This is a genomic window from Pseudomonas sp. JBR1, from assembly GCF_028198185.1.
Classification (GTDB): domain Bacteria; phylum Pseudomonadota; class Gammaproteobacteria; order Pseudomonadales; family Pseudomonadaceae; genus Chryseomonas; species Chryseomonas oryzihabitans_E.
In genome coordinates, this window is record NZ_CP116340.1 from 525171 (window position 1) to 547253 (window position 22083).

General features: G+C 66.2%; 21 protein-coding genes. 5 read left to right on the plus strand and 16 right to left on the minus strand.

What is annotated here, in order from left to right:
• Positions 1–7 precede the first annotated feature (7 nt).
• On the plus strand, positions 8–403 hold the full coding sequence (locus PJ259_RS02570; RefSeq protein WP_271654604.1) for an ester cyclase: 396 nt from the start codon (positions 8–10) through the stop codon (positions 401–403).
• Here the strand turns inward: PJ259_RS02570 and PJ259_RS02575 are convergent.
• Genes PJ259_RS02575 through PJ259_RS02595 form a run of 5 tightly spaced genes read right to left on the minus strand, consistent with a single transcriptional unit; the run spans position 385 to position 6384 of the window.
• Entirely contained in the window at positions 385–1425 is a 1041-nt protein-coding gene (locus tag PJ259_RS02575; RefSeq protein ID WP_271654605.1) for a helix-turn-helix domain-containing protein, read from the minus strand. The genes PJ259_RS02570 and PJ259_RS02575 overlap by 19 nt on opposite strands.
• Positions 1422–2804 carry a dihydrolipoyl dehydrogenase gene (gene lpdA / locus PJ259_RS02580; protein ID WP_271654606.1) on the minus strand — a complete coding sequence of 461 codons (1383 nt, stop codon included), beginning with the start codon at positions 2802–2804 and terminating at the stop codon, positions 1422–1424. The genes PJ259_RS02575 and lpdA overlap by 4 nt, the downstream gene beginning before the upstream one ends.
• 2 nt (positions 2805–2806) lie before the next feature.
• A complete protein-coding gene (locus PJ259_RS02585) occupies positions 2807–4087 on the minus strand; it encodes a dihydrolipoamide acetyltransferase family protein (protein WP_271654607.1) in 1281 nt (426 codons plus the stop codon).
• Position 4088: 1 nt separating this feature from the next.
• Positions 4089–5147, minus strand: a complete 1059-nt coding sequence (locus tag PJ259_RS02590) for an alpha-ketoacid dehydrogenase subunit beta (protein WP_271654608.1) — start codon at positions 5145–5147, stop codon at positions 4089–4091.
• 4 nt (positions 5148–5151) lie between these two features.
• Positions 5152–6384 (minus strand): thiamine pyrophosphate-dependent enzyme, encoded by a 1233-nt coding sequence (locus PJ259_RS02595; RefSeq protein WP_271654609.1) that lies wholly within the window; start codon positions 6382–6384, stop codon positions 5152–5154.
• A gap of 223 nt (positions 6385–6607) precedes the next feature.
• On the opposite strand from PJ259_RS02595, the gene PJ259_RS02600 reads away from it, so the two are divergent.
• The gene (locus tag PJ259_RS02600) at positions 6608–7069 is read left to right on the plus strand and encodes an Lrp/AsnC family transcriptional regulator (protein ID WP_059314535.1); all 462 of its coding nucleotides are present in this window, start codon (positions 6608–6610) and stop codon (positions 7067–7069) included.
• Between the two features lie 14 nt (positions 7070–7083).
• Here the strand turns inward: PJ259_RS02600 and PJ259_RS02605 are convergent, their stop codons facing one another.
• Positions 7084–7293, minus strand: coding sequence for a hypothetical protein (locus tag PJ259_RS02605; RefSeq protein WP_059314536.1), 210 nt, complete (start codon positions 7291–7293; stop codon positions 7084–7086).
• 64 nt (positions 7294–7357) lie between these two features.
• Positions 7358–7765, minus strand: coding sequence for a response regulator (locus tag PJ259_RS02610; RefSeq protein ID WP_059314537.1), 408 nt, complete (start codon positions 7763–7765; stop codon positions 7358–7360).
• Positions 7766–8160: 395 nt separating this feature from the next.
• Here PJ259_RS02610 and PJ259_RS02615 point away from each other — a divergent pair, with 395 nt between their 5' ends.
• A complete protein-coding gene (locus PJ259_RS02615; protein WP_271654610.1) occupies positions 8161–9927 on the plus strand; it encodes a glycoside hydrolase family 5 protein in 1767 nt (588 codons plus the stop codon).
• Between the two features lie 62 nt (positions 9928–9989).
• Here the strand turns inward: PJ259_RS02615 and PJ259_RS02620 are convergent, their stop codons facing one another.
• The 7 genes from PJ259_RS02620 to PJ259_RS02650 form a co-directional block, all read right to left on the minus strand.
• Positions 9990–10541 carry an ATP-dependent Clp protease proteolytic subunit gene (locus tag PJ259_RS02620; RefSeq protein ID WP_271654611.1) on the minus strand — a complete coding sequence of 184 codons (552 nt, stop codon included), beginning with the start codon at positions 10539–10541 and terminating at the stop codon, positions 9990–9992.
• 133 nt (positions 10542–10674) lie between these two features.
• Positions 10675–11475, minus strand: a complete 801-nt coding sequence (locus tag PJ259_RS02625) for a universal stress protein (RefSeq protein ID WP_271654612.1) — start codon at positions 11473–11475, stop codon at positions 10675–10677.
• A gap of 136 nt (positions 11476–11611) precedes the next feature.
• On the minus strand, positions 11612–12763 hold the full coding sequence (locus PJ259_RS02630) for an acyl-CoA dehydrogenase family protein (RefSeq protein WP_271654613.1): 1152 nt from the start codon (positions 12761–12763) through the stop codon (positions 11612–11614).
• 11 nt (positions 12764–12774) lie between these two features.
• A complete protein-coding gene (locus tag PJ259_RS02635; RefSeq protein WP_271654614.1) occupies positions 12775–13827 on the minus strand; it encodes an enoyl-CoA hydratase/isomerase family protein in 1053 nt (350 codons plus the stop codon).
• Positions 13824–14720 carry a 3-hydroxyisobutyrate dehydrogenase gene (gene mmsB, locus PJ259_RS02640; protein WP_271654615.1) on the minus strand — a complete coding sequence of 299 codons (897 nt, stop codon included), beginning with the start codon at positions 14718–14720 and terminating at the stop codon, positions 13824–13826. Before mmsB ends, PJ259_RS02635 begins: the two co-directional genes overlap by 4 nt.
• Positions 14721–14734: 14 nt before the next feature.
• On the minus strand, positions 14735–16249 hold the full coding sequence (locus tag PJ259_RS02645) for a CoA-acylating methylmalonate-semialdehyde dehydrogenase (protein WP_271654616.1): 1515 nt from the start codon (positions 16247–16249) through the stop codon (positions 14735–14737).
• Positions 16246–17979, minus strand: coding sequence for an AMP-binding protein (locus tag PJ259_RS02650; RefSeq protein ID WP_271654617.1), 1734 nt, complete (start codon positions 17977–17979; stop codon positions 16246–16248). Before PJ259_RS02650 ends, PJ259_RS02645 begins: the two co-directional genes overlap by 4 nt.
• Positions 17980–18187: 208 nt before the next feature.
• Between PJ259_RS02650 and PJ259_RS02655 the strand changes: the two genes are divergently transcribed.
• Positions 18188–19144 carry a LysR family transcriptional regulator gene (locus PJ259_RS02655; protein ID WP_271654618.1) on the plus strand — a complete coding sequence of 319 codons (957 nt, stop codon included), beginning with the start codon at positions 18188–18190 and terminating at the stop codon, positions 19142–19144.
• 98 nt (positions 19145–19242) lie between these two features.
• The gene (locus tag PJ259_RS02660; RefSeq protein WP_271654619.1) at positions 19243–19689 is read left to right on the plus strand and encodes a hypothetical protein; all 447 of its coding nucleotides are present in this window, start codon (positions 19243–19245) and stop codon (positions 19687–19689) included.
• A gap of 29 nt (positions 19690–19718) precedes the next feature.
• Here PJ259_RS02660 and PJ259_RS02665 read toward each other — a convergent pair whose 3' ends face one another.
• Together PJ259_RS02665 and PJ259_RS02670 are read right to left on the minus strand one after the other, a co-directional pair.
• The gene (locus tag PJ259_RS02665; RefSeq protein ID WP_271654620.1) at positions 19719–20669 is read right to left on the minus strand and encodes a 2-hydroxyacid dehydrogenase; all 951 of its coding nucleotides are present in this window, start codon (positions 20667–20669) and stop codon (positions 19719–19721) included.
• Positions 20670–20725: 56 nt separating this feature from the next.
• On the minus strand, positions 20726–22033 hold the full coding sequence (locus tag PJ259_RS02670; protein ID WP_271654621.1) for an Nramp family divalent metal transporter: 1308 nt from the start codon (positions 22031–22033) through the stop codon (positions 20726–20728).
• Between the last annotated feature and the right edge of the window lie 50 nt (positions 22034–22083).

Here is a 22083-nt window from a genome sequence, read left to right on the forward strand (position 1 = left end):
TCAGGACGTGTCAGCCGATAGGTTAGGCGAGCGCTATCAGGCCTATCTCGACTGCCTCAATCGCCAGGCCTGGGCGGAGCTTGGCCGTCATGTCGACGAGGCTGTCGAGCACAATGGTCGGCCCTTGGGGCTGGCGGGCTATCAGGCGATGCTCGAAGGCGATCATGCCGCCATTCCTGACTTGCACTTCGCCGCGCAGCTGCTGCTGGTCGAGCCGCCCTGGCTGGCGGCGCGGCTGGACTTCGACTGCACGCCGCATGGTGAATTGTTCGGGTTGGCGGTGAAGGGTCGCCGGGTCCGCTTTGCCGAGCACGTCTTCTATCGCTTCGAGAACGGCCGCATCCGCGAGGTGCGTTCGGTGATAGATACGGCTGCCATCGCGGCTCAGCTGGCGGCGGGCTGACTGGCGCGGGTAGGGCGCTGGCGATAACCCAGGGGGCTCAGCCCCGTCCATCTGCGGAAGGCGCGCTGGAAGGAGCGAGGATCGGCGAAGCCCAGGCGCAGGGCCAGTTCGTCCAGGGGGAGGGCGCCCTGATCCAGCTGGCGGCAGGCCAGGCGGCAACGGCGCTCGTCCTTGAGGCGCTGGTAGGACTGGCCACTAGCCGCCAGCTGACGTCTCAGGGTGGCGGGCGAGAGGCCCAGGTCTGCCGCCAGGCGGACGGCATCTGGCCAGTCCTCGGGCGCACGACTGCGCAGCAGGGCGCGGATGCGGGCGATCAGGCTGGCGTCGTCTCGATAGTGCACCAGCAGATTGCCCGGCGCGGCGGCGATAAAGCGCCGTGCGTCCGTGGCAGTACGCCGGATCGGCAGGGCCAGCAGGGCGGCGTCCAGCACCAGGCAGTCGTCGTCGCTGCCAAAGCAGAGCCCTGGACCGAAGCGTTGTTGGTAGTCGGCCAGCAGTTCCGCACCCGGCGCCTGAGCGGTCAGACGGATCTCCTCCAGCGGCAGGCGCCGGCCCACCAGCCAGCAGGCCAGGCCATGCAGGATCAGCCAGAGGGTAAAGACCGCGAAGCTGCCCGGCAGACTGCCGGGTGCCAGTCGCAAGGTCGACCGCTCACCGTCGCGTTGCAGCCGCAGATCCACACCCAGGGTCAGCCGCAGGAAGTCGGCGCTGTGCCGCAGGGCATCGCCCAGGGTCGGCTGCAGACGGGCGCTCTGGCAGAGAAAAGCAAAGCTGCCAGCCGGAAGCGGGCGCGGACCCAGGGCGAAGAACTCGTCATCGAAGCGGCGCGCCAGGCGATACCACAGCTGGCCGAACAGCGGCGCCGAGAGGCGGTCGCCGGCACCGCCAAGGAGCAGCGCCGGCAACGGGATGCCTTCGGTGGCGAGCAGCGCGTCCGGCCGCTGGCCACTTTGCCGGCACAGTCCGGCCAGGGCTTCTTCTAGAATGCCCAGGGCCAGGCTGTCGCGCGGCAGGCCGGTCACAGGTGCAGCGCCCGGCCCAGGGCCCGCAGCGCCGCTTCCTGCACGGCCTCGCCTAGGGTGGGGTGTGGGTGCAGGGTGGCGGCCACGTCTTCCAGTTGCATGCCCATCTCCAGGCTGTGGGAAAAGGCCGTGGCCAGTTCCGCGACCTGCTGCCCGGTGGCCTGCCAGCCGAGAATGCGGTGGTCGTCCGCACGGGCCACTACCCGTACGAAGCCCTCAGGAGCTTCCAGTGTCAGGGCGCGGCCATTGGCGGCGAAGGGGAAGCTGGCGACCTTGGTCTCCAGGCCCTGGGCCTTGGCCTGTTCGGGGGTGAGGCCTACCACCACGATCTCCGGATCGGTGTAGCAGACCGCTGGAATGGCCACCGGCGCGAAGCGCCGACGCTTGCCGGCGATGAGCTCAGCCACCACTTCGCCCTGAGCCATGGCGCGATGCGCGAGCAGCGGCTCGCCGGTCAGGTCGCCAATGGCCCAGACGTCGGTCATGCTGGTGCGGCAGCCGTCGTCGACGCGGATATAGCGGCCGTCATAGTCCAGCGGCAGGCGGTCCAGGCCTTCGGTGCGCGGTCGGCGGCCGGCCGACACCAGGATGCGCTGCGCCGGCAGGACCTGCTCCTGGCCGTCGCTGGTGGTCATTCGCAGGCCAGCGCCATCGGCTGCCAGGCCAGCGACGGTGCAGTTCAGGTGCAGCGCAATGCCCAGACGTTCCAGCCGCTGGCGCAGGGGCGTCGTCAGCTCGGCGTCATAGCCGGGCAGCAGTCGCGACTGGGCTTCCACTACGGCGACCTGAGCGCCCAGCTTGCGATAGGCGATGCCCAGTTCCAGGCCGATGTAGCCGGCGCCCACCACGACCAGATGCTCGGGAATGTCGGTGGGCGACAGCGCCTCGGTCGCCGAGATCACGGGGCCGCCAAAGGGCAGGTTGGGCAGCTCCACCGAGGTGGAGCCCATGGCCAGTACCAGGTGCTCGGTGCGGATGCGCAGCCGCTCACCACCGGCCCGCTGCACCTCGACGGTCTTGCCGTCGAGAATCTCGGCCCAGCCTTCGACGACGGTTACCCCCTGCTTCTTGAGCAGGGCGGCGACGCCGGTGGTGAGGCGGTCGACGATGCCATTCTTCCAGGCCACGGCCTGGCCGAGGTCCAGTTCCGGACGCCCGTGGCGAATGCCCAAGCTGCCCTGTTCCGCACGCCCGCAGGCCCGCTGATATTCCTCCGCTACGTGGATCATGGCCTTGGAAGGGATGCAACCGACGTTGAGGCAGGTCCCGCCGAGGGCGGCGCCCTCCACCAGGGTGGTGGCGATGCCCAGCTGGGCGGCGCGCAGGGCGGCGACATAACCGCCGGGGCCGCCGCCGATGATGAGGAGTCGGGTATCCATGGCTACTCCAGGAAAAGGGTGGCGGGTTGTTCGAGCAGCTGGCGCACGGCCTGGATGAAACTGGCGGCGTCCTGGCCATCGATCAGCCGGTGGTCGAAGGAAGCGGAGAGATTCATCAGCTTGCGTGGCACCACCAGGCCATTGCGGAAGGCTGGGCGTTCGACGATGCGGTTCACGCCGATGATGGCCACCTCGGGATGGTTGATGATGGGCGTGGAGGCGATACCCCCCAACGGACCGAGGCTGCTGATGGTCAGGGTGGAGCCACCCAGCTCATCGCGACCGGCCTTGCCGCTGCGCACCGCGGTAGCGAGGCGCGCCACCTCCTGGGCACAGCCCCAGAGATCCAGCGCCTCGGCATGGCGCACCACCGGTACCGCCAGGCCCTGTTCGCCCTGGGTGGCGATGCCCAGGTGCACCGCGCCATAACGCGTCACGGTGCTGGTCTCTTCGTCGAAGCGCGCATTCATCTGCGGGAAATCCCGCACCGCCACCACCAGCGCTCGCGCCAGGAAGGGCAGCAAGGTGAGGTGTGCGCGGCGTCCCTGCCAGCGCTGATTGAGGGTGGCACGCAAGGCTTCCAGCTCGGTGACGTCCAGCTCTTCCACATAGGTGAAATGGGGGATGTGGCGCTTGGCGGCCTGCATCTTCTCGGCGATCTTGCGTCTCAGGCCGATCAGCGGGATGCGCTCCTCGCCACTGCGCCTGACGAGACCTCCGCCACCCGTGGCCGGCGGCAGACCCGCGTCGCGTTGCTGTACATAGGCTTCCAGATCGCCGTGCAGGATGCGTCCGCCCTGGCCGGTACCGGTGACGAAGCGGAGCTCGATGCCCAGGTCCCAGGCGTGCTGGCGCACTGCCGGTGACGCCAGCGGCGTACTGCCCGGTGCCGGGCGGGAAGCCGGTCTATCGTCCTCGCGCTGAGACTCGGGTGCCGGACGCGGCGGAGCGGGTTCCGGCGCAGGCCTGGGCGCTTCTACCTTGGGCGCGGGTGTGGATGCCACGGGAGCGGGGCGAGTGGCCTCCCGCTGGTTGCCGTCACCGGCCACCTCCAGACGGATCAGCTCGGCGCCCACCGCCAGCACCTGGCCAGGCTCGCCGCCCAGGGCTAGCACCCGGCCAACCACCGGGGAAGGAATCTCCACCATGGCCTTGTCGGTCATGACATCGGCGAGGGTCTGGTCTTCGCTGACCTCGTCCCCCACTGCCACGTACCACTTGACCAGCTCCACTTCGGCGATGCCTTCGCCGATGTCCGGCATCTTGATGACATGGGTACCCATCTCAGACCTCCATCACGCGCTTGAGCGCGGCGCCGACCCGGGACGGACCTGGGAAGTAGTCCCATTCCTGGGCATGGGGGTAGGGGGTGTCCCAGCCAGTGACCCGCTCGATGGGCGCCTCCAGGCGATGGAAACAGTGTTCCTGTATCAGCGAGACCAGCTCGGCGCCGTAGCCACAGGTACGGGTGGCTTCATGCACCACCACGCAGCGGCCGGTCTTGGTCACCGAGTCGGTGAGGGTCTGCAGATCCAGGGGCCAGAGGCTGCGGATGTCGATCACCTCGGCGTCGATGCCGGTTTCGGCGGCGGCGGCCAAGGCGACCCAGACGGTGGTGCCGTAGGTCAGCACCGTGACCTGCTTGCCCGGGCGGACCACGGCGGCCCGTTCCAGCTCGACCCGATAGTAGCCATCCGGCACGGCGCTGGCCGGGTGTCCCGACCACGGCGTCACCGGACGGTCGTGATGGCCGTCGAAGGGGCCGTTGTAGAGGCGCTTGGGTTCGAGAAAGATCACCGGGTCATCGCTCTCGATGGAAGCGATCAACAGGCCCTTGGCGTCATAGGGATTGGACGGCATCACGGTGCGCAGGCCGCAGACCTGGGTGAACATGGCTTCGGGGCTCTGGCTGTGGGTCTGGCCGCCATAGATGCCGCCGCCGCAGGGCATGCGAAATACCAGCGGCGAGGTGAACTGGCCCACCGAGCGATAGCGCAGCCGCGCCGCCTCGGAAACGATCTGGTCGATGGCCGGATAGACATAGTCGGCGAACTGGATTTCCGCCACCGGCCGCAGGCCATAGGCGCCCATGCCCACCGCGGCGCCGGCGATCCCGTTCTCCGAGATGGGCGCATCGAACACCCGCGAGGCGCCGTACTTGGCCTGCAGGCCCTCGGTGCAGCGAAAGACGCCGCCGAAGTAGCCGACGTCCTCGCCGAACACCACCACGTTGTCGTCGCGTTCGAGCATCACGTCCATCGCCGAGCGAATGGCCTGGATCATGGTCAGGGTGCTGTGGCTGCCGGCCTGGGTCGGCAGGCCGGTTTCCTGTTGTACGGTCATGGCGTCACTTCCCGAGCTGTTGGCGTTGGCGGCGCAGGTGCGGCGGCAGGTCCTGGTAGACCTCCTCGAACATGTCGGCGGCGCTGGGGGCGAGATCGCTGGCAAAGGTGCCATGGGCCTCGGCGGCCTTCTGCGCGGTTGCCACCTCGGCTTCCAGCTCGGCGGTCAGCGCCTGGTGCTGCTCGTCCGACCAGAGGCCACGGCCGATCAGGTGCGCCTTGAGCCGGTCGATGGGGTCGCCCAGGGGGAAGTGCGCCCAGTCATCGGCAGGGCGGTACTTGGCGGGATCGTCCGAGGTGGAATGGGGACCGGCGCGGTAGGTGACCCATTCGATCAGGGTCGGCCCCAGGTTGCGCCGGGCGCGCTCGGCGGCCCAGCGCGAGGCGGCTAGCACGGCGAGGAAGTCGTTGCCATCCACTCGCAGCGCGGCGATGCCGTAGCCGATGCCACGGGTGGCCAGCGTGATGCCTTCGCCGCCGGCGATGGCCTGGAAGGTGGAGATGGCCCACTGGTTGTTGACGACGTTGAGGATCACCGGCGCCCGGTAGACATGGGCGAAGGTGAGGGCGGCGTGGAAGTCCCCTTCGGCGGTGGCGCCGTCGCCGATCCAGCCGGCGGCGATGCGGGTATCGCCCTTGATCGCCGAGGCCATGGCCCAGCCCACCGCCTGGATGTACTGGGTGCCCAGGTTGCCGGAGATGGAGAAGAAACCGAGGTCGCGGTAGGAGTACATGACCGGCAGCTGGCGACCCTTGAGGGGGTCACGAGCGTTGGACAAGAGCTGGCAGATCATCTCGTCCAGCGGTGCCTCGCGGGCGATGAGGATGCCCTGCTGGCGGTAGGTGGGAAAATGCATGTCGTCCGGGCGCAGCGCCAGGGTCTGGCCGACGGCGATGGCTTCCTCGCCCAGGCACTGCATATAGAAGGACAGCTTCTTCTGCCGCTGGGCCTTGAGCATCCGGGCATCGAACAGCCGCGTCTTGAGCATGGCGCGCAGGCCTTGCAGCAACAATTCGGGCGCTTCTTCCGTGGCCCAGGGCCCGACGGCGCGGCCATCCTCATCGAGGATACGGATCAGTTGGGTCGCCAGCTCGCGAGTATCCACCGGTGCCACGTCGATGGGCGGCTTTTCCGCGCGACCGGCGGGGCAGAGCTGCAGATAGCTGAAGTCGGTAGGGCGTCCCGGTCGGCCGCTGGGCTCGGGAACGTGCAGGCGCAGGGGTGGGTAGTCGCTCATGGCCGCCCCCTCAGGTAGGTAAGGGTGCGGGCGGGTCGCAGGACGGGTTGGCCGTCCGGGTGCGATGCAGGGTGCCACATGGTGGAGGCCTCGGCATTCTTGTTATTGGTCACCTGAGTATAGGCCGGCTCTGCTAGCCGTTTTGCCGCAATTTGGAGGTGTGCAGCAGGGTCGTTTGGTGCTATTGAACTCTCTACAAGAACAACACTAGAGGTTTTGCACCATGGCTGGTCTGGACCGTATCGACCTGCGCATCCTCAATGCCCTGTCCGCCGATGGCCGTCTGAGCTGGCGCGATCTGGCGCAGAAGATCGGCTTGTCGCTCACCCCCACCCTGCGGCGGGTCAAGCGGCTGGAAGAGGAGCGCTACATCCAGGGGTATCACGCCCAGCTCGACGAAACGCGGCTCGCCGGCAGTGTCAGCGTCTTCGTGTCGGTACGGTTGGAAAAGCAGTCCACCGACTACCTGCGCGCCTTCGAAGGGGAGATCGTCAAGGCACCCCAGGTGATGAGCTGCTTCCAGATGACCGGGGATGCGGACTATGTGCTGCGGGTGGTGGTGCAGGACCTGGCGGCCTACCAGCGCTTCCTGGCGGAGGTACTGACCTGCATCCCGGGGGTCGCCAGCGTGACCTCGGCGTTTTCGCTCAAGGCCGTCCTGCTCAGACCGGCGCCACCCCTGTGAGCGGTCAGTAGCGCTCAGCTACCCAGCGAGCGACGAACCTGCTGCGCCTGAACGGCACAGTAGTTCGAATCCCGAAGGCGGGCGGTATCCAGCATCAGCGTCACGCGACGTTGACCGGAGGGACTGCAGAGCTGCGCGGGCAAACCACCGTCCGGCGTGAGCGGGCCGAATAGGCAGGAGACGTTGGGGAGCTGGGAAACGAACTGCTGGGTAAGGGCGAGCATTGTTATTGTCCGGAATACCGAGGTGGCAATGTGACATCGCGCACACTGCCGAGGTTCCCGACCATCAGGCGCTGGGCGTCACCGAATAGGCCACGCCGTTTACCGCATCGATCAGTTGGCCGATCGACCAGGGTTTCGGCAGGAAGCGGACCTTGCACTTGATGCTGGCCGTGGACGGCGTTTCGTAGCCGGACATGACAATAATCGGCATGTCTGGCCACCGCTGGCACACCAGGTTGGCCAACTGCGCCCCATCCATCGAGCCGGGCATGCGGATGTCCGTCAATAAGATGTCGATAGTGGCGTCTTCTTTCTCCAACAGCGACAGGGCGGTGTCGGCGGAGTCAGCGGCGATGACGTTGAAGCCTTCGGGCTCGAGGATCTCGCGGACGAAATCCGCTACCAGTGGCTCGTCGTCCACCACCAGGAGAGTGGGTTGGAAGACAGGGGTTCCCGGCTGTTCTGCGCGCATGACTGGACCTTATATACAAGACATTGCTGAGCCTTGGAGGGCAAGGACCGGGGAAAATTCCCTGGCCATTAGCTAAGGATTTTGGCGTCATTTTTCTGTCTGTGCGTGCGAATTCTTCTGCCAGACGCAGCTATCCGCCCCTGCGACCCTGAGTCGCGCATATTTGGTTACGTTTACCGCAAAGGCTCTAGCGCAAGGCTTTCAGGGTTTTGATTTCCACCGCGACTGCCGGATGGCTGAAAGGTTTCATCTGGGTGGCATGTGACTTGTATTGGACAAGGCAACTGCAGGACGCAGAGCGCTTTTTTTGTCACGTCCCAGTGGCCCTACCTAAACCAGGCTTTGCTCGTACACAAAGGATATCGACGCCACGCCTCCCAAAGCAGTACTCGCCCATGACGCCTATCCGCTCCTTTGCTACCGCCCTCCGTCGTCCGCTCGTTGCGGCCGCTACCATTCTCGCGCTGTCCGCTGCCGTAGCCCAGGCCGAGCCTGTCAGCCTGGTCGGTCTGAATCTGTCTGGTGCGGGCTTTGCGCCCCAGGTGCTGCCCGGTATCAATGGCACCAACTACATCTTCCCGGTAGAGGCCTACTTCCAGCAATGGAGCGCGCGGGGCGTCAAGTTGATCCGTTTCCCCGTCATCTGGGAGCGTCTGCAGCCGCGCCTGGGCGGACCGCTGGACAGCGCCTATGTCGCCCTGGTGAACCAGAGCTTCGGCTATGCGCAGAAGCACGGCATCAAGATCATCCTCGACCTGCACAACTACGCCCGTTATCGCGGCCAGGTGATAGGGACCAGTAGCGTGCCTTATGCCCGCTATCAGGAGATCATGACGCTCATCGCACGGCAGTGGAGCGGTCAGTCCGCGCTGTACGCCTACGACATCATGAACGAGCCCCACGATGCCATGGCCTACTGGCCGACCGCGGCCCAGTACGGCATCAATGGTGTCCGTGCCGTAGACAGCACTCGTCCGATCATCGTCGAGGGCAACGGCTGGTCGAGCGCGACCCGCTGGGCCGAGTTCAACGATGCCCTGCTGGGGCTGAAGGATCCGTCCAACAACATCATCTTCTCGGCGCACTCCTACTTCGACGAGAACGCCGGCGGTAGCTACGACAAGACCGACGTCAACAAGCTGGATGCCAACTATGGCGTGACCCGGGTGAAGCCCTTCGTTGACTGGCTGAAGAAGAACGGCAAGCGTGGCTATATCGGCGAGTTCGGTGTCCCGGACAACAATCCGCGCTGGAACCTGCTGATGGACAACATGCTGGCCTATCTCAAGCAGAACTGCATTCCGTCCTCCTACTGGGCCGCCGGCCCGGGCTGGGGCAGCTACTTCATGTCGGTGGAGCCCATCAACGGCCAGGAGCGCCCGCAGTGGCCGACCCTGCGCAAGTACCTGGACGACAGCAGCTGCACCGCCATCGGTCCGATCGCCGGTGGCAGCACCGCCCCCGCGACCGGGGGCACCGCTCCCGGCAACAGCGGCTCCACGGGTGGCAATGCCGGCGCCGTCGGTAACGCGGGTAGTAGCAACAACGTGGGCAACGCAGGCAATGCAGGCAGCAATGCTGGCGTCCAGATTCCGCCGAGCACCGGGGCGACCGTGGGCACCGTCACCTCGGTGGTCAACGACTTCACCAACCCGGACTGGCACAAGGGAGTGTTCCTCAAAAAGGCCGCTATCTCGGTACCTGGTACCTCGGTGAATCGCGCGGCCTTCAAGGCCGGTGCCTACCTCACCACCGCGGACGGCCAGGTGCGCCGGATCTCCTCGGTCCAGGCTGGTAACAGCCTGGGTGTCTTCACCGAGGGCGCGCCTTTCAACGGCAACGTCGTGGGCTATCCCAAGACGGTGAGCGTGTCGCCCACTGGAGTGACCAGCGCCGCCAGCGTCAGCAGTGCCATCAACGACTTCACCAACACCGACTGGAACCGAGGCGTCTATCGCCGTGCCGCCGCCATCTCGATCCCGGCTACCGCGGCCAATCGCTCGGCTTTCAAGCTGGGTGGCTCGGTGCGGCTCGCCAACGGCCAGATCGTCAAGATCAGCTATGTGCAGGATGGGGCGAAGAATCTGGGCGTCTTCCTTGATGCCAGCCGCTTGGATGCCAGCGTCGGCTACCCCAATACCCTGGTGTCCTTCAGCCGCTGATTTCCAGGATCGGGCAATAAAAAACCCGGTGGCCAACGGCCACCGGGTTTTTTATTGCCTGCTCAGAGATGGATGAAGGTGGTGACCTCTTCCGGCTGCACCCGGCATTCATCCACGGCATGGATCACCCCCGTGGTCAGGGCTGCTTCCGGGCTCAGCAACCGGGCGTTGGCCTTCAGGCAGCTGTGGATGTCCAGGGCCTCCGCCGCACCGGCGGTGCGCTCGGCGACGATACGGGCATAGAGGTCCAGGTCGTAGTCCAGGCACATGGCGTATTCGGCCATGCGCGCATGGTCCACCGAGTTGTTCAGGTTCCAATAGAAGGAATGGTAGAGAAACTTGCTGTGACGACTGGCGGTGCGGTGCTCGCCGGCCAGAAAGAGGATGTTGCCCATGGATTCGACGGTACCCAGGTTGTGGGTGTGGACTGGAACCGGCAGGGACAACAGGAAGTTGTACATCGTGAAGCCATAGCTGCAGTCGCCGCCCATGGTGGCGATCTTGAGCAGGATGCGCGAGGCGTCCTGTTGCACCGCCTGCGAGCACTGGGCGATCAGTTGGCCGCAGCTGCCGGAATTGATGGGACCGGTGAAATGGATGACATGGGTGCTCATGGGGCCTACCGACGCGCCGGGGAGCCCGACGGAGGGCAGGGCTCTATGTCCCTTGCTTCGGCCGACCTGCGGGTCGGCTTGAGCCCTGACCGCGCCGCGCCGACGAAGCGCGCCTGGCGGGGACGGACGTGATCTAGCGCAGCAGCAACATCGGCACTTCGGTCTTGTGCAGCAGCTGGGTGGTGCGACTGCCACGCAGGAAGCGCCATACCGAGGAATGGCTGAAGGCGCCCATGATGAGCAGGTCTGCCCGGCGTTCGTCGAGATGGCGAGGGACGATGCGTTCCACGTCGCCATGGGCGACCGTGGTATCCACTCGGCAACCGGCGCTGCGCAGCAGCAGCGCCAGGTCTTCCAGGCGCTTGCGCAGGATCGGGTCGTCTTCGCCGACCCGCAGCAGGGTGCCACTCATGCCGGTCAGCAACGGACTGCGTGCCAGGGCCAGGATGCCCTGGTGGGTCGCTTCGCGGCCGTCGTAGGCGATGGTGAACTGGCGCGGCGGCTTGAAGGGGCCCGAGCACACCAGGATCGGCCGATGCACGGCGCGCACCACCGCTTCCAGCTGGCCACCGATACCGCTGTCCCCGGAGCGTTCGCCGCGCTTGCCGATCACCAGCAGGCGGGTGTCGGCTTCAAGGGTCTTGAGGGTATCGACCAACCCCTCCGGGCGACGCAGGATCTGCGGCGCCGAGGTCAGGCCCTGCTGCAACAGCCGCTGGCGGGCATTGAGCAGCAGCGCCTTGGCCATCCCGGCACCAGCGTCATCGTCGAGATAGACCGGCGTACCGTTGGCGACCTTCTTGCCACTACTAGCGGATTCCTGCACATGGAGCAGAGTGACGGGTGCATCCAGCCGTCGCGACAACCAGGCGGTGTGGTCGCAGACGCTTTCGGCGTGGGGAGAACCATCGATGCAGGCGAGCAGGGAGGCCATAGCGGTATTCCTTGGGGAGACGGGACCAGACACGATCCCAGTCCGGAGCGTAGCACCCGCCCAGCGCCTGCTGATGACGCTTGGGTGTCATCTTCGGCTTTTGCTGGGCAGGTCACGGCCGTCATCCCGGACGCCCTCACATTTCGTAGCGATCGAGTTCCCGGGTGATCAGCAAACGCTGGATTTCACTGGAGCCTTCGTAGATCTGGGTGATGCGGATATCGCGGTAGTACTGCTCCACCGGATAGTCCTCCAGGTAGCCATAGCCGCCATGGATCTGGATGGCCTTGGAGCACACCCATTCGCCCGTCTCGGTGGCGAACAGCTTGGCCTGGGAGGCTTCGCTGAGGCAGGGCTCACCGGCCGTGCGCAGGCGCGCGGCATGCAGGATCAGCAGGCGCGCGGCGTTGAGCCGGGTGTGCATGTCGGCCAGCATGTTGGCGATGCTCTGGTGCTGGATGATGGCCTTGTCGAACTGGATGCGCTCGCGGGCATAGCCCAGGGCCGCCTCGAAGGCGGCGCGGGCGATCCCCAGGGCCTGGGCGGCGATGCCGATGCGTCCGCCTTCCAGGTTGGAGAGGGCGATGGCGAGGCCCTTGCCGCGCTCGCCCAGCAGGTTGGCTGCCGGAATACGGCAGTTGTCCAGGGTGACGGCGCAGGTGTCGGAGGCGCGCAGGCCCATCTTGTGCTCGGTGCGCTCGACGCGAAAGCCGGGGGTGTCGGTAGGCACCAGGAAGGCCGATAGACCCTTCTTGCCCAAGTCCGGGTCGGTCACCGCGAAGACGATGGCCAGGCCCGCGCGGCGCCCGTTGCTGACGAACTGCTTGCTGCCGTTCAGCACCCAGCTGTCGCCCTCCAGCACGGCCCGGGTGCGCAAGTTGTGAGCCTCGGAGCCGGCCTGGGGTTCGGTCAGGCAAAAGCAGCCGATGACCTTGCCGGCGGCCAGGTCGGGCAGCCAGCGATCCTGCTGTTCGGCGTTGCCGTAGCGTAGCAGGGGACCGCAGCCCACCGAGCTGTGGATGCTCATCAGGGCGCCAAGGCTGCCATCGCCAGCGGAAATCTCCTCGACGGCCAGGGCATAGGCGACATAGTCCATGTAGGTGCCACCCCATTGCTCCGGCACCACCATGCCCAGCAGGCCGAGCTCGCCCAGCTGGGCGACCACGGTGTCGTCGATCCACTCGGCCTTTTCCCAGGCGCGGGCATGGGGCGCCACCTCACGGCGGGCGAAGTCGCGCGCCATGTCGCGGATCATGCGTTGTTCTTCGGTGAGTTCGATATCGTGCATGGAGGCCTTCCTCAGGAATGGCGGAAATCGGTGAAAAAGGCCGCGACGCGACGCGGATCCAGATCCTGCCAGCGGGCCGGATTCCAGCGGGGCGTGCGGTCCTTGTCTACCAGCATGGCGCGCACCCCTTCGACGATCTCGCCCTTTTCGAACCAGCGGCGATCCAGGTGCAACTCCAGGGCGAAGCATTGCTCCAGCGACAGCCCGCTGCCCTGGCGCAGCAACTCCAGGGCCGTGGCGACCGCCAGCGGCGAGCGCCTATCCAGGGTGGCGAGGGTTTCCTGCGCCCAGTCGCGATACGCGGGGCGGCTTTCCGCCTGCAGGCTGCCGCGCAGCTCCTCGACGGTCGCCGCGGCGAAGTGCTCGGCGATGGCCGGACGCAGGTCGGTCAGGCGGGCGGTTTCGGCCGGCGCCCCGGCGAATTCCTGGAGCAGGGCGGCCAGGTCCGTCGGTCCTTGGGCCGTGGCCTCTTCCAGGCGCTGCGCCAGGGCCTCGTTACTGGCTTCCGGAACGAAGACATCGGCGAGCCCAGCGGCCAGGGCATCGGCCGGGCCGATCTGCTCGCCGGTCAGGCCCAGATAGAGGCCGAGGTGATCCGGCAGGCGTGGCAGGAAGTGGCTGGCGCCGACATCGGGAAAATAGCCGATGGCAGTCTCCGGCATGGCCATCCGCGTACGTTCGCTGACGATGCGTAGTCGCGCGGCCTGCACCAGGCCCATGCCGCCGCCCAGCACCAGGCCATGGGCCAGTGCCAGCACCGGCTTGGGATAGCGGTGCAGGGCCAGGTCCAGGGCGTATTCCTCGGTGAAGAAAATCTGGTGCAGGTCGTCGCCACGCTGGTAGCTGTCGTACAGCGCGCGGACATCGCCGCCGGCGCAGAAGGCCTTGGGCCCGTTGCCGCGCAGCACCACGACCCGCACCCCGGGGTCGCCTTCCCAGTCGCGCAGGGCGCCGTGCAGGCTGCGCACCATCTCCAGGTCCAGGGCATTGAGCCCGGCCGGGCGATCGAGGGTCAGGTAGCCGACCCCGCCGCGTCTTTCCAACAGTACCTTGGCGTCGCTCATGCACCGTCCTCGTCCAGGTAGTCCTGGATGATGGCCGAGAAATCCAGGCCGCCGCCACCGGCGCGGCTGAACCGTTGATAGAGCTGCTGAGCCACCGCGCCGAGGATCACCGGCTGGCGCACGGCGCGGGCGGCCTCGGTGGCCAGGCCCAAATCCTTGAGCATGAGGTCGGCGGCGAAGCCACCCTGGTAGCCGCGCGAGGCTGGCGCCTGGGGCAGGACGTCCGGATAGGGGTTGTTCACCTCCGAACTCCAGCAGCGGCCGCTGCTGGTATTGATCACCCCGGCCAGGGTCTTGGCGTCCATGCCCAGGCGCGTGCCCAGGGCCATGGCCTCGGCCGCGCCGATCATGGAGATGCCGAGCAGCAGGTTGTTGGCCACCTTGGCTACCTGGCCGTTGCCACTGGCGCCGCAGTACACCAGGTTGCGGCCCATGGCGGCTAGCAGCGGCTGGGCGCGCTGGAAGCCGGCCTCGCTGCCCCCGACCATGAAGGTCAGGGTGCCCGCCGCGGCACCGCCGGTACCCCCGGAGACCGGGGCGTCCAGCAGTTCCAGCCCGCGTTCGGCAGCGGCCGTGGCCACTGCCCGGGCGCTGAGCGGATCGATGGTGGAGGAATCGATCAGCAGGGTGCCCGGTCTCGCGTGGGCGAGCAGGCCCTCCTCGCCGAGATAGACCGTTTTCACGTGGGTCGCGGCAGGCAGCATGGTGATGATCACCTCGGCACCGCTCTGCGCCACGGCGACAGGAGAGGCAGCGACTTCGGCACCTTCGTTCCGCAACGCTTCGAGGGCCGCGGCGGAGAGGTCATAGACGGTCAGCTGATGGCCGGCCTTGAGCAGGTTGCGGGCCATGGGCGCGCCCATGTTGCCCAGTCCCAGAAATCCCAGATGCATGCTGGCGTCTCCCGCTACTTGAGGGTGATGGTGGTGTTGACGACACCGGCGCTGCCGACATCCTGCTCGTCGGGCCAGCGTGTGGTGATGGTCTTGGTCTGGGTATAGAACAGCACCGCCTGCTTGCCATAGGGCCCCAGGTCGCCGAGCTTGGAGGCGCGCGAACCGCTGAAGGAAAACAGCGGCACCGGCACCGGGATGGGCACGTTGATGCCAACCTGGCCGACATCGATGTCTTCCTGGAAGCGACGCGCCGCGGCGCCGGAGCGCGTGAAGAGGGCGACGCCGTTGCCGTTGGGATTGGCGTTGATCAGGGCGATGGCCTCGTCGAGGGTGGCGGCGTGCATCACGCAGAGCACCGGGCCGAACAGCTCTTCGCGATACAGCGTCATCTCCGTGGTCACCCCGGAGAACAGCGTCGGGCCGACGAAATTGCCTTTCTCGTAGCGCTCGACCTGGATATTGCGACCGTCCAGCTCCAGGGTCGCGCCTTCGCTCACGCCACGCTCGATCAGGCCGCTGACCCGGTCCAATGCCTGGCAGGAGATCAGCGGGCCGACGTCGGTGCCATTCTCGTGACCCGCACCCACCTTGAGGCTGCGCGCCTTGGCCACCAGATCCGGTACCCAGCTGTTGGCTTCGCCCACCAGCACCACCACGGAAACCGCCATGCAGCGCTGACCGGCCGCGCCGAAGGCGGCGCCCACCAGATTGGCCAGGGTCTGTTCGCGGGGCGCGTCGGGCATCACCACCGCATGGTTCTTGGCGCCCATCATGCACTGCACGCGCTTGCCAGCCTCGCTGGCGCGGCGATAGACATGGGTACCTACACGGGTCGAACCGACAAAGGACAGCGCCTTGATATCCGGGTGATCGCAGAGGGCATCCACCACCGCCGGTCCGCCATGGACCACGTTGAGCACACCGGGCGGCACGCCGGCTTCCAGCGCCAGCTCGGCCAAGCGCATGGTCACCAGCGGATCCTGCTCCGAGGGCTTGAGGACAAAGGTGTTGCCGCAGGCGATGGCCATGGGGAACATCCACAGCGGAATCATCGCCGGGAAGTTGAAGGGGGTAATGCCGGCGCAAACGCCCAGGGGTTGCAGCAGCGTATAGGTGTCCACCCCGCTGGCGACGTTATTGGCCAGTTCGCCCAGTTGCAGGTTGCCGATGGCGGCCGCGTGCTCAACCACCTCCAGGCCGCGAAAGACGTCGCCCTCGGCGTCGGCCAGGGTCTTGCCCTGCTCGGCGGTGAGCAGCGCGGCCAGTTCGCTCATATGCTCGCGGATCAGCTGCTGGTAGCGCAGGAAGATGCGCGCCCGGGCGCCGATGGGCGTCTTGCGCCAGGTGGCGAAGGCCGTCTTGGCACTGGCCACGGCGCGTTGCACTTCCTCGGCGGTGGCGAAGGGCACCCGCGCCAGCACCTCCTGCGTCGCCGGATTGATCACCTCGCGGCCTTCGCGGCTGGTGGAGGTGACGAATTGGCCGTCGATCAGCAGCGGCACGTCTTGGATGGCGGTCTGGGTCATGACAGGGATTCCTGGGCGGTGGCAACGGAGGCCGGGGCAGGGTGGTTGGCGAAATCTTCTTCGGCATAGTCGTGGAGCTCGGCTGTGCCAGCCGCGCGGCGCTGTGCCTCGCCCAGGCGCAGCTCGATGCGGCGGATCTTGCCGGACAGCGTCTTGGGCAGTTCGCTGACGAATTGCAGGCGGCGCACCCGCTTGTAGGGCGACAGGCAGTCGCGGGCGAAGCCGAGCAATTCCCGCGCAAGGGCGGCCGAGGGCTGCTGGCCGGCGGCGAGGATGACGAAGGCCTTGGGCACATTGAGACGCAAGGGGTCCGGGCTGGGCACCACGGCCACCTCCATCACCGCGGGGTGCTCGATCAGGGCGCTTTCCAGTTCGAAGGGGCTGATGCGGTAGTCCGCCGACTTGAAGACGTCATCGGCACGCCCGACAAAGGTGATGTAGCCATCGACGTCACGTACCGCGGTATCACCGGTACGGTAGTAGCCGTCGCGCATCACCTCGGCGGTTTTCTCCGGGCTGTCCTCATAGCCCAGCATCAAACCGGCCGGTCGTGGCTGGAGCGACAGGGCCACCTCGCCGTCATCGCCTGGTTGGCCGTCGGCATCCAGCAGCTGGATCTGGCAACCCGGCAGGGGGCGGCCCATGGAGCCGGGCTTGAGCGGCTGCCCTGGGGTGTTGCCGACCAGTGCCGTGGTTTCCGACTGGCCGAAGCCATCTCTCAGGGTCAGGCCCCAGGCATCCTGCAGGCTGTCGATGATCTCCGGATTGAGCGGCTCGCCGGCGCCAACGAGTTCGCGCAGGTTGAGGCGATTGCGATAGGCGGCGAGATCCTCCTGGATCAGCATGCGCCACACGGTCGGCGGCGCGCAGAGGCTGGTGACTGGGTAGCGCGCCAGCACCTCCAGCAGCGCCTGGGGCTTGAACCGCGGCACATCATGGATGAACACGCAGGCACCGGCGTTCCAGGGCGCGAAGACGCAGCTCCAGGCATGCTTGGCCCAGCCGGGGGAAGAGATGTTGAGGTGCACATCGCCCGGTTGCAGGCCGATCCAGTAGAGGGTGGACAGATGCCCCACCGGATAGCTGCTATGGCTGTGCAGGACCAGTTTGGGTCGCGAGGTGGTTCCCGAGGTGAAATAGAGCAGCAGCGGATCCTCGGCCCGGGTCGGCCCATCGGGCAGGAAGTCGCTGGCACAGGCGGCCGGTGCATAGGGTTGCCAGCCGGCCACGGGCGTCCCGACGCAGATGCGGGTAAGGCCGGGGTCCAGACTGGCGCAACGCGCCGTATGAGCACTGCCCACCACCAGGTGGGCGATGCACCCCCGCGCGACCCGATCCTGCAGATCGGCATCACTGAGCAGGGTGGTGGCGGGTACCACCACTGCCCCCAGTTTGAAGGCGCCCAGCAGGGTTTCCCACAGCGCCACCTCGTTGCCCAGCATCACCAGGATGCGTTCGCCACGACGAACGCCCTGGCTGCGCAGGAAGTTGGCAGTGCGATTCGAGGCCTGGGCCAGCTCGGCGAAGCTGTAGCGTTCTTCACGGCCCTCGGCATCGAGTCGCCACAGTGCCGGACCGGAATGCTCTTCGGCCAGGCGATCGAAATGGTCCAGCGCCCAGTTGAAATGCTCCAGCTGCGGCCACTGGAAGTCCCGGACGGCAGTGGCATAGTCGGTGCGATGGCGCAGCAGAAAGTCGCGTGCCTCGCGAAAGGCATCTCCGGTCGTCATGACGGATACCTCGCGATATCGATGACCAAGGGAGGGTGGCGAAGTCCGGCGTGGCCCCCGGACAGGGCGTGATCGTGGGTCATGGATGCCTGCTCTTTATTGTTGTTGGCTAGCAGCGGGTCGCGCCGTCACCACTCGTGACGCGCCCTGGTAAGCAGTATAGTTCCGGCAAAAGTCTCTTGGCTTCCGACAAAAACGCCCGACCGACATGCAAAAATCCAATAATCCGGCAGCGCGTCTCGACTGGGACGATCTCAGATTCTTCCTCGAAGTCGCCCGCACCCAGAAGGCCAGCGCCGCGGCGCGGCGGTTGGGGGTCGACTACACCACCGTCTCGCGGCGTATCTCGGCCCTGGAAAAGGCGCTCGGTGCCCTGCTGTTCGAGAAATCGCGCAGTACCGGCTTCAGCCTCACCATGGAAGGCCAGCGCCTGCTGGTGCACGCCGAAACCCTGGAAAGCACCCTGCAGACCGCCTGCGAGCAGATATCGGACACGCGTCTGGCGCCTTCCGGCCAGGTGCGCATCGGCGCGACCGAAGGCTTCGGCAGCTACTTCGTCGCGCCCCAGCTGAGCTTTTTCCAGGATCGCTATCCCGGCATCACCCTGGAGGTGCTCCCGGTTCCGCACTTCGTCAACCTCTCGCGTCGCGAGGCCGACATCGCCATCACCCTGGAGCGCCCCGAGCGCGGGCCCTATGTCTGCCGCAAGCTGTGCGACTACCGCCTGCGGCTGTATGCCACCGCCGACTACCTGGCCAGGCACCCGCCCATCACACAGCTCGCGGACCTGCGGCGGCACAGGTTCATCACCTATGTCGACGATCTCGCCTTCAGCCCCGAGCTGCTCTACCTGGAACGCATCCTGCCGGAGGCCAGCAGCAGCCTGCGCAGCACCAGCGTGATCGCCCAGTACCAGGCCGCCCTGTGCGGCCACGCCCTGGCGATCCTGCCCTGCTTTGTCGCCGAGCCCGATGCGCGACTGGTGGCGCTGTTGCCGGAGCAGATCCAGATCACCCGGCAATTCTGGCTCTACTACCGCGAAGACTTGCGCCGCCTGCGTCGCATCACCCTGGTCACCGACTATTTGCGCGCCTGTACCGATGCTAATCGCGACTTCCTGCTGGGCGAGACCCGCAGCCCTCGCCTGGGTTGGCCAGAGACTTGAAGTCCGTCACCGACCGGCTGGGCACCCCTGACCGGGAGTGGGGTCTCAGAGCTGTGGGTCGTCCGTCGACGGCCTCCAGTCAACAGATGGGAACGGCAATGGAACGATATCAGGCATTGAGTCAGGCGCTGAGCAAGGCGGCCGAGCGTGAGGAAGCCTATTGGCAGGAACTGGAGCGGCGCCTGCATGAGTTGCCGGATTGCTTCACCCGCTATCTGGGGCTGAACTCCGCGGATCAGGTGGACGCCGGGCTGGGCCTGGAAAAACGCGTCGATGGCAACATCGTCCGCGAGATGGAGGTCTATGCCCGCTACGACCTCACGGTGATCGTCGATGACCTGGCCGGTACGCCGCAGACCTTCGCCATCGGCTTGTCCTTCTTCTATACCAACGAGCATTTCGTACTGAAGGAGCGCGATGGGGAATTCTCCGTTGCCCTCGAACCGCAGGACGATCCCGACCGATTCTGGGACGAAGGCTGCCGCGAGATCTACGATTCGCTGGCACGGCGGATCCGCAGCAAGACCCTGCCCGACATCGAGTAGGAGAGGGCGGCCGCTCGGGCCGCCGCTTTTCAGACGGGAGTGACCAGGGTGCCGTCGGTGAAATAGCGCTCCACATTGGCCAGCACCAGATCGGCCATGGCCTGGCGTGTCTCCCGGGTGCCGCTGCCTAGGTGCGGGGTAAGTACCACGTTATCCAGCGTCAGCAAGGCCTCGGGGACTTGGGGCTCGTCGGCGAAGACGTCCAGCCCGGCGCCGCCCAGGGCTCCCGACTGCAGCGCCTCCACCAGGGCCTGCTCATCGACCACACTGCCCCGGGCGATATTGATCAGATAGCCACGCGGACCCAGGGCCGCAAGAATGCCGGCGTCGATCAATCCATCGGTGGCGGGGCCGCCAGGCAGCGACAGCACCAGGAAGTCCGCGGCCTTCGCCAGTTCTTCGAGACTGGCATGGTACTGGTAGGGCACATCGGTCTGTTGATGACGGCCGTGATAGGCCACGTCCATGCCGAAGGCTTGCACCCGGCGCGCGATGCTCTTGCCGATGTTGCCCAGGCCGACGATGCCACAGGTCTTGCCGGCCAGGCGCGAGGTCAGCGGAAACTTGCCCGAGCGCCAGTCGCCCCGGCGCACGAAACGATCCGCGGCGCTGATGCCCCGGGCGACGTCGATCAGCAGGGCGAAGGCGGTATCGGCTACGCAATCGTCCAGCACGCCCGGGGTGTTGCTCACCACCACGCCCAGGTCCCGGGCGGCGGCGATGTCGATGCTGTCATAACCCACCCCAAAGCTGAACACGGCTTTCAGGCCGGGAAGGGCGCTCATCAACTCACGGGTCGCACCGTGTACGCCGGAAGTCACCAGGGCGCCAACCTCCTGGCCCCGCTCGCTTAGCAACTTGGCCTGATCCGGTGCCTCCCAGAGGCGCAGTATCTCGTGGCGTTCAGCGAGGGCATCTTGTAGTGCAGGCAGCAACGGGCCCACCTGCAGCAGCACGGGGCGATCTTTCTGTTCAGCCATCTCTAGTCTCCTTGAAAAAGAAGGGGCGGCGAACCCGCCCCTCTGATCGATTGGCCTCAGCCCAGCAGCTGGATGCCAAGCTGGATCGCGACCCAGATCGCCAGCAGGGTGGCGAAGCCCAGGGCGAGGTTCTCGAACCAGTTGTTGCGGTATTTATCGCCCAGCAGCGACTTCTGGTTGGACATGATCAACAGGCCCAGGGAGATCACCGGCAGGCCGACGATGTTCAGGGCATTCACGCCGATGGTCAGGGTCACGAAGTCAGGCATGCCTGGCAGCGACCACACCAGCGGCGTCACCAGAATGAAGAGCATGAACCACTTGTGCAGCGGGTCCTTGTGGAAGGTCTTGCCATAGCGCTCGCGGCGCTCCGGACGGATGTGTTGCAGGGCGTCGGTGATCAGCATGGGGAAGGCGGTGGTCTTGCCCACCACGCTGGCGAACAGGGTGGCGAAGACGCCGGTGAAGAAAATCAGCCAGCCGCCCGAACCGAAGAACAGTTCCAGCGCCGAGCCCAGGTCATTCAGGGTGTTCACCTGCAGGCCGTTGGGTCTGAGGATTTCCACGCCGACGACCCAGATAGCCAGGTTGATGATGATGCCAACCACCACGGCGAACAGCAGATCGTTGCGCTGGATGCGCTTGTGCTCCGGGCCGGTCCAGCCCTTTTCCTTCATCACATAGGGATGCACGAAGTTGGCGATGGAACCGGCCACGGCGCCAATGACCGATACCGCTACCAGCAGCGCTCCATGCACGCCTTCGTCCGGTGGAATGCTGAAGCCGATGGTGCCGCGCAGGATGCCGCCCAGGTCCGGGCCCGACATCACCGCCAGGGTGATGAAGGCCAGGGTCATGACCGCCAGCAGCACCTTCATCACGCCTTCGATCAGGGCATAGAAGTTGCGCCCCACCAGCAGCCAGACCGCGATCACCACCGCCACCGAGCAGAGCAGCGGATAGTCGACATGGAGGAGGGTAGCCAGGGCCTCGCCAGCGCCCTTGAGCATGTAGGCGTTGGTCAGGTGCCCCATGACGAGCGCGTAACCGAGCATGAACCAGGCGAACACCGGGTGCAGCTGGGCATAGCCTTCGAGGATCGACATGCCCTTGTTATTGCACAGCTGGAAGCGCGCGATGATGTTGACGATGAGAAAGCGCAGTAGCAGGGAAACCGCCAGCACCCACATCATGGCGTAGCCGTAGTTCGCCCCCGCCACCGAGGAGGTGATGAGGTCGCCAGCGCCCAGCCAGGACAATACGGCGATGATGCCGGGGCCGAGCAGTTTCGCCATCCGGCGCAGGCCGGAGCTGTGTTCCTGGGCAACGGGTACGGATTTATCGACGGAACCGGATCGCTCCATGGGGCAACTCTCCTAACGATTGTTGTTGTTCTGGATGAGGCCTCGGGAGG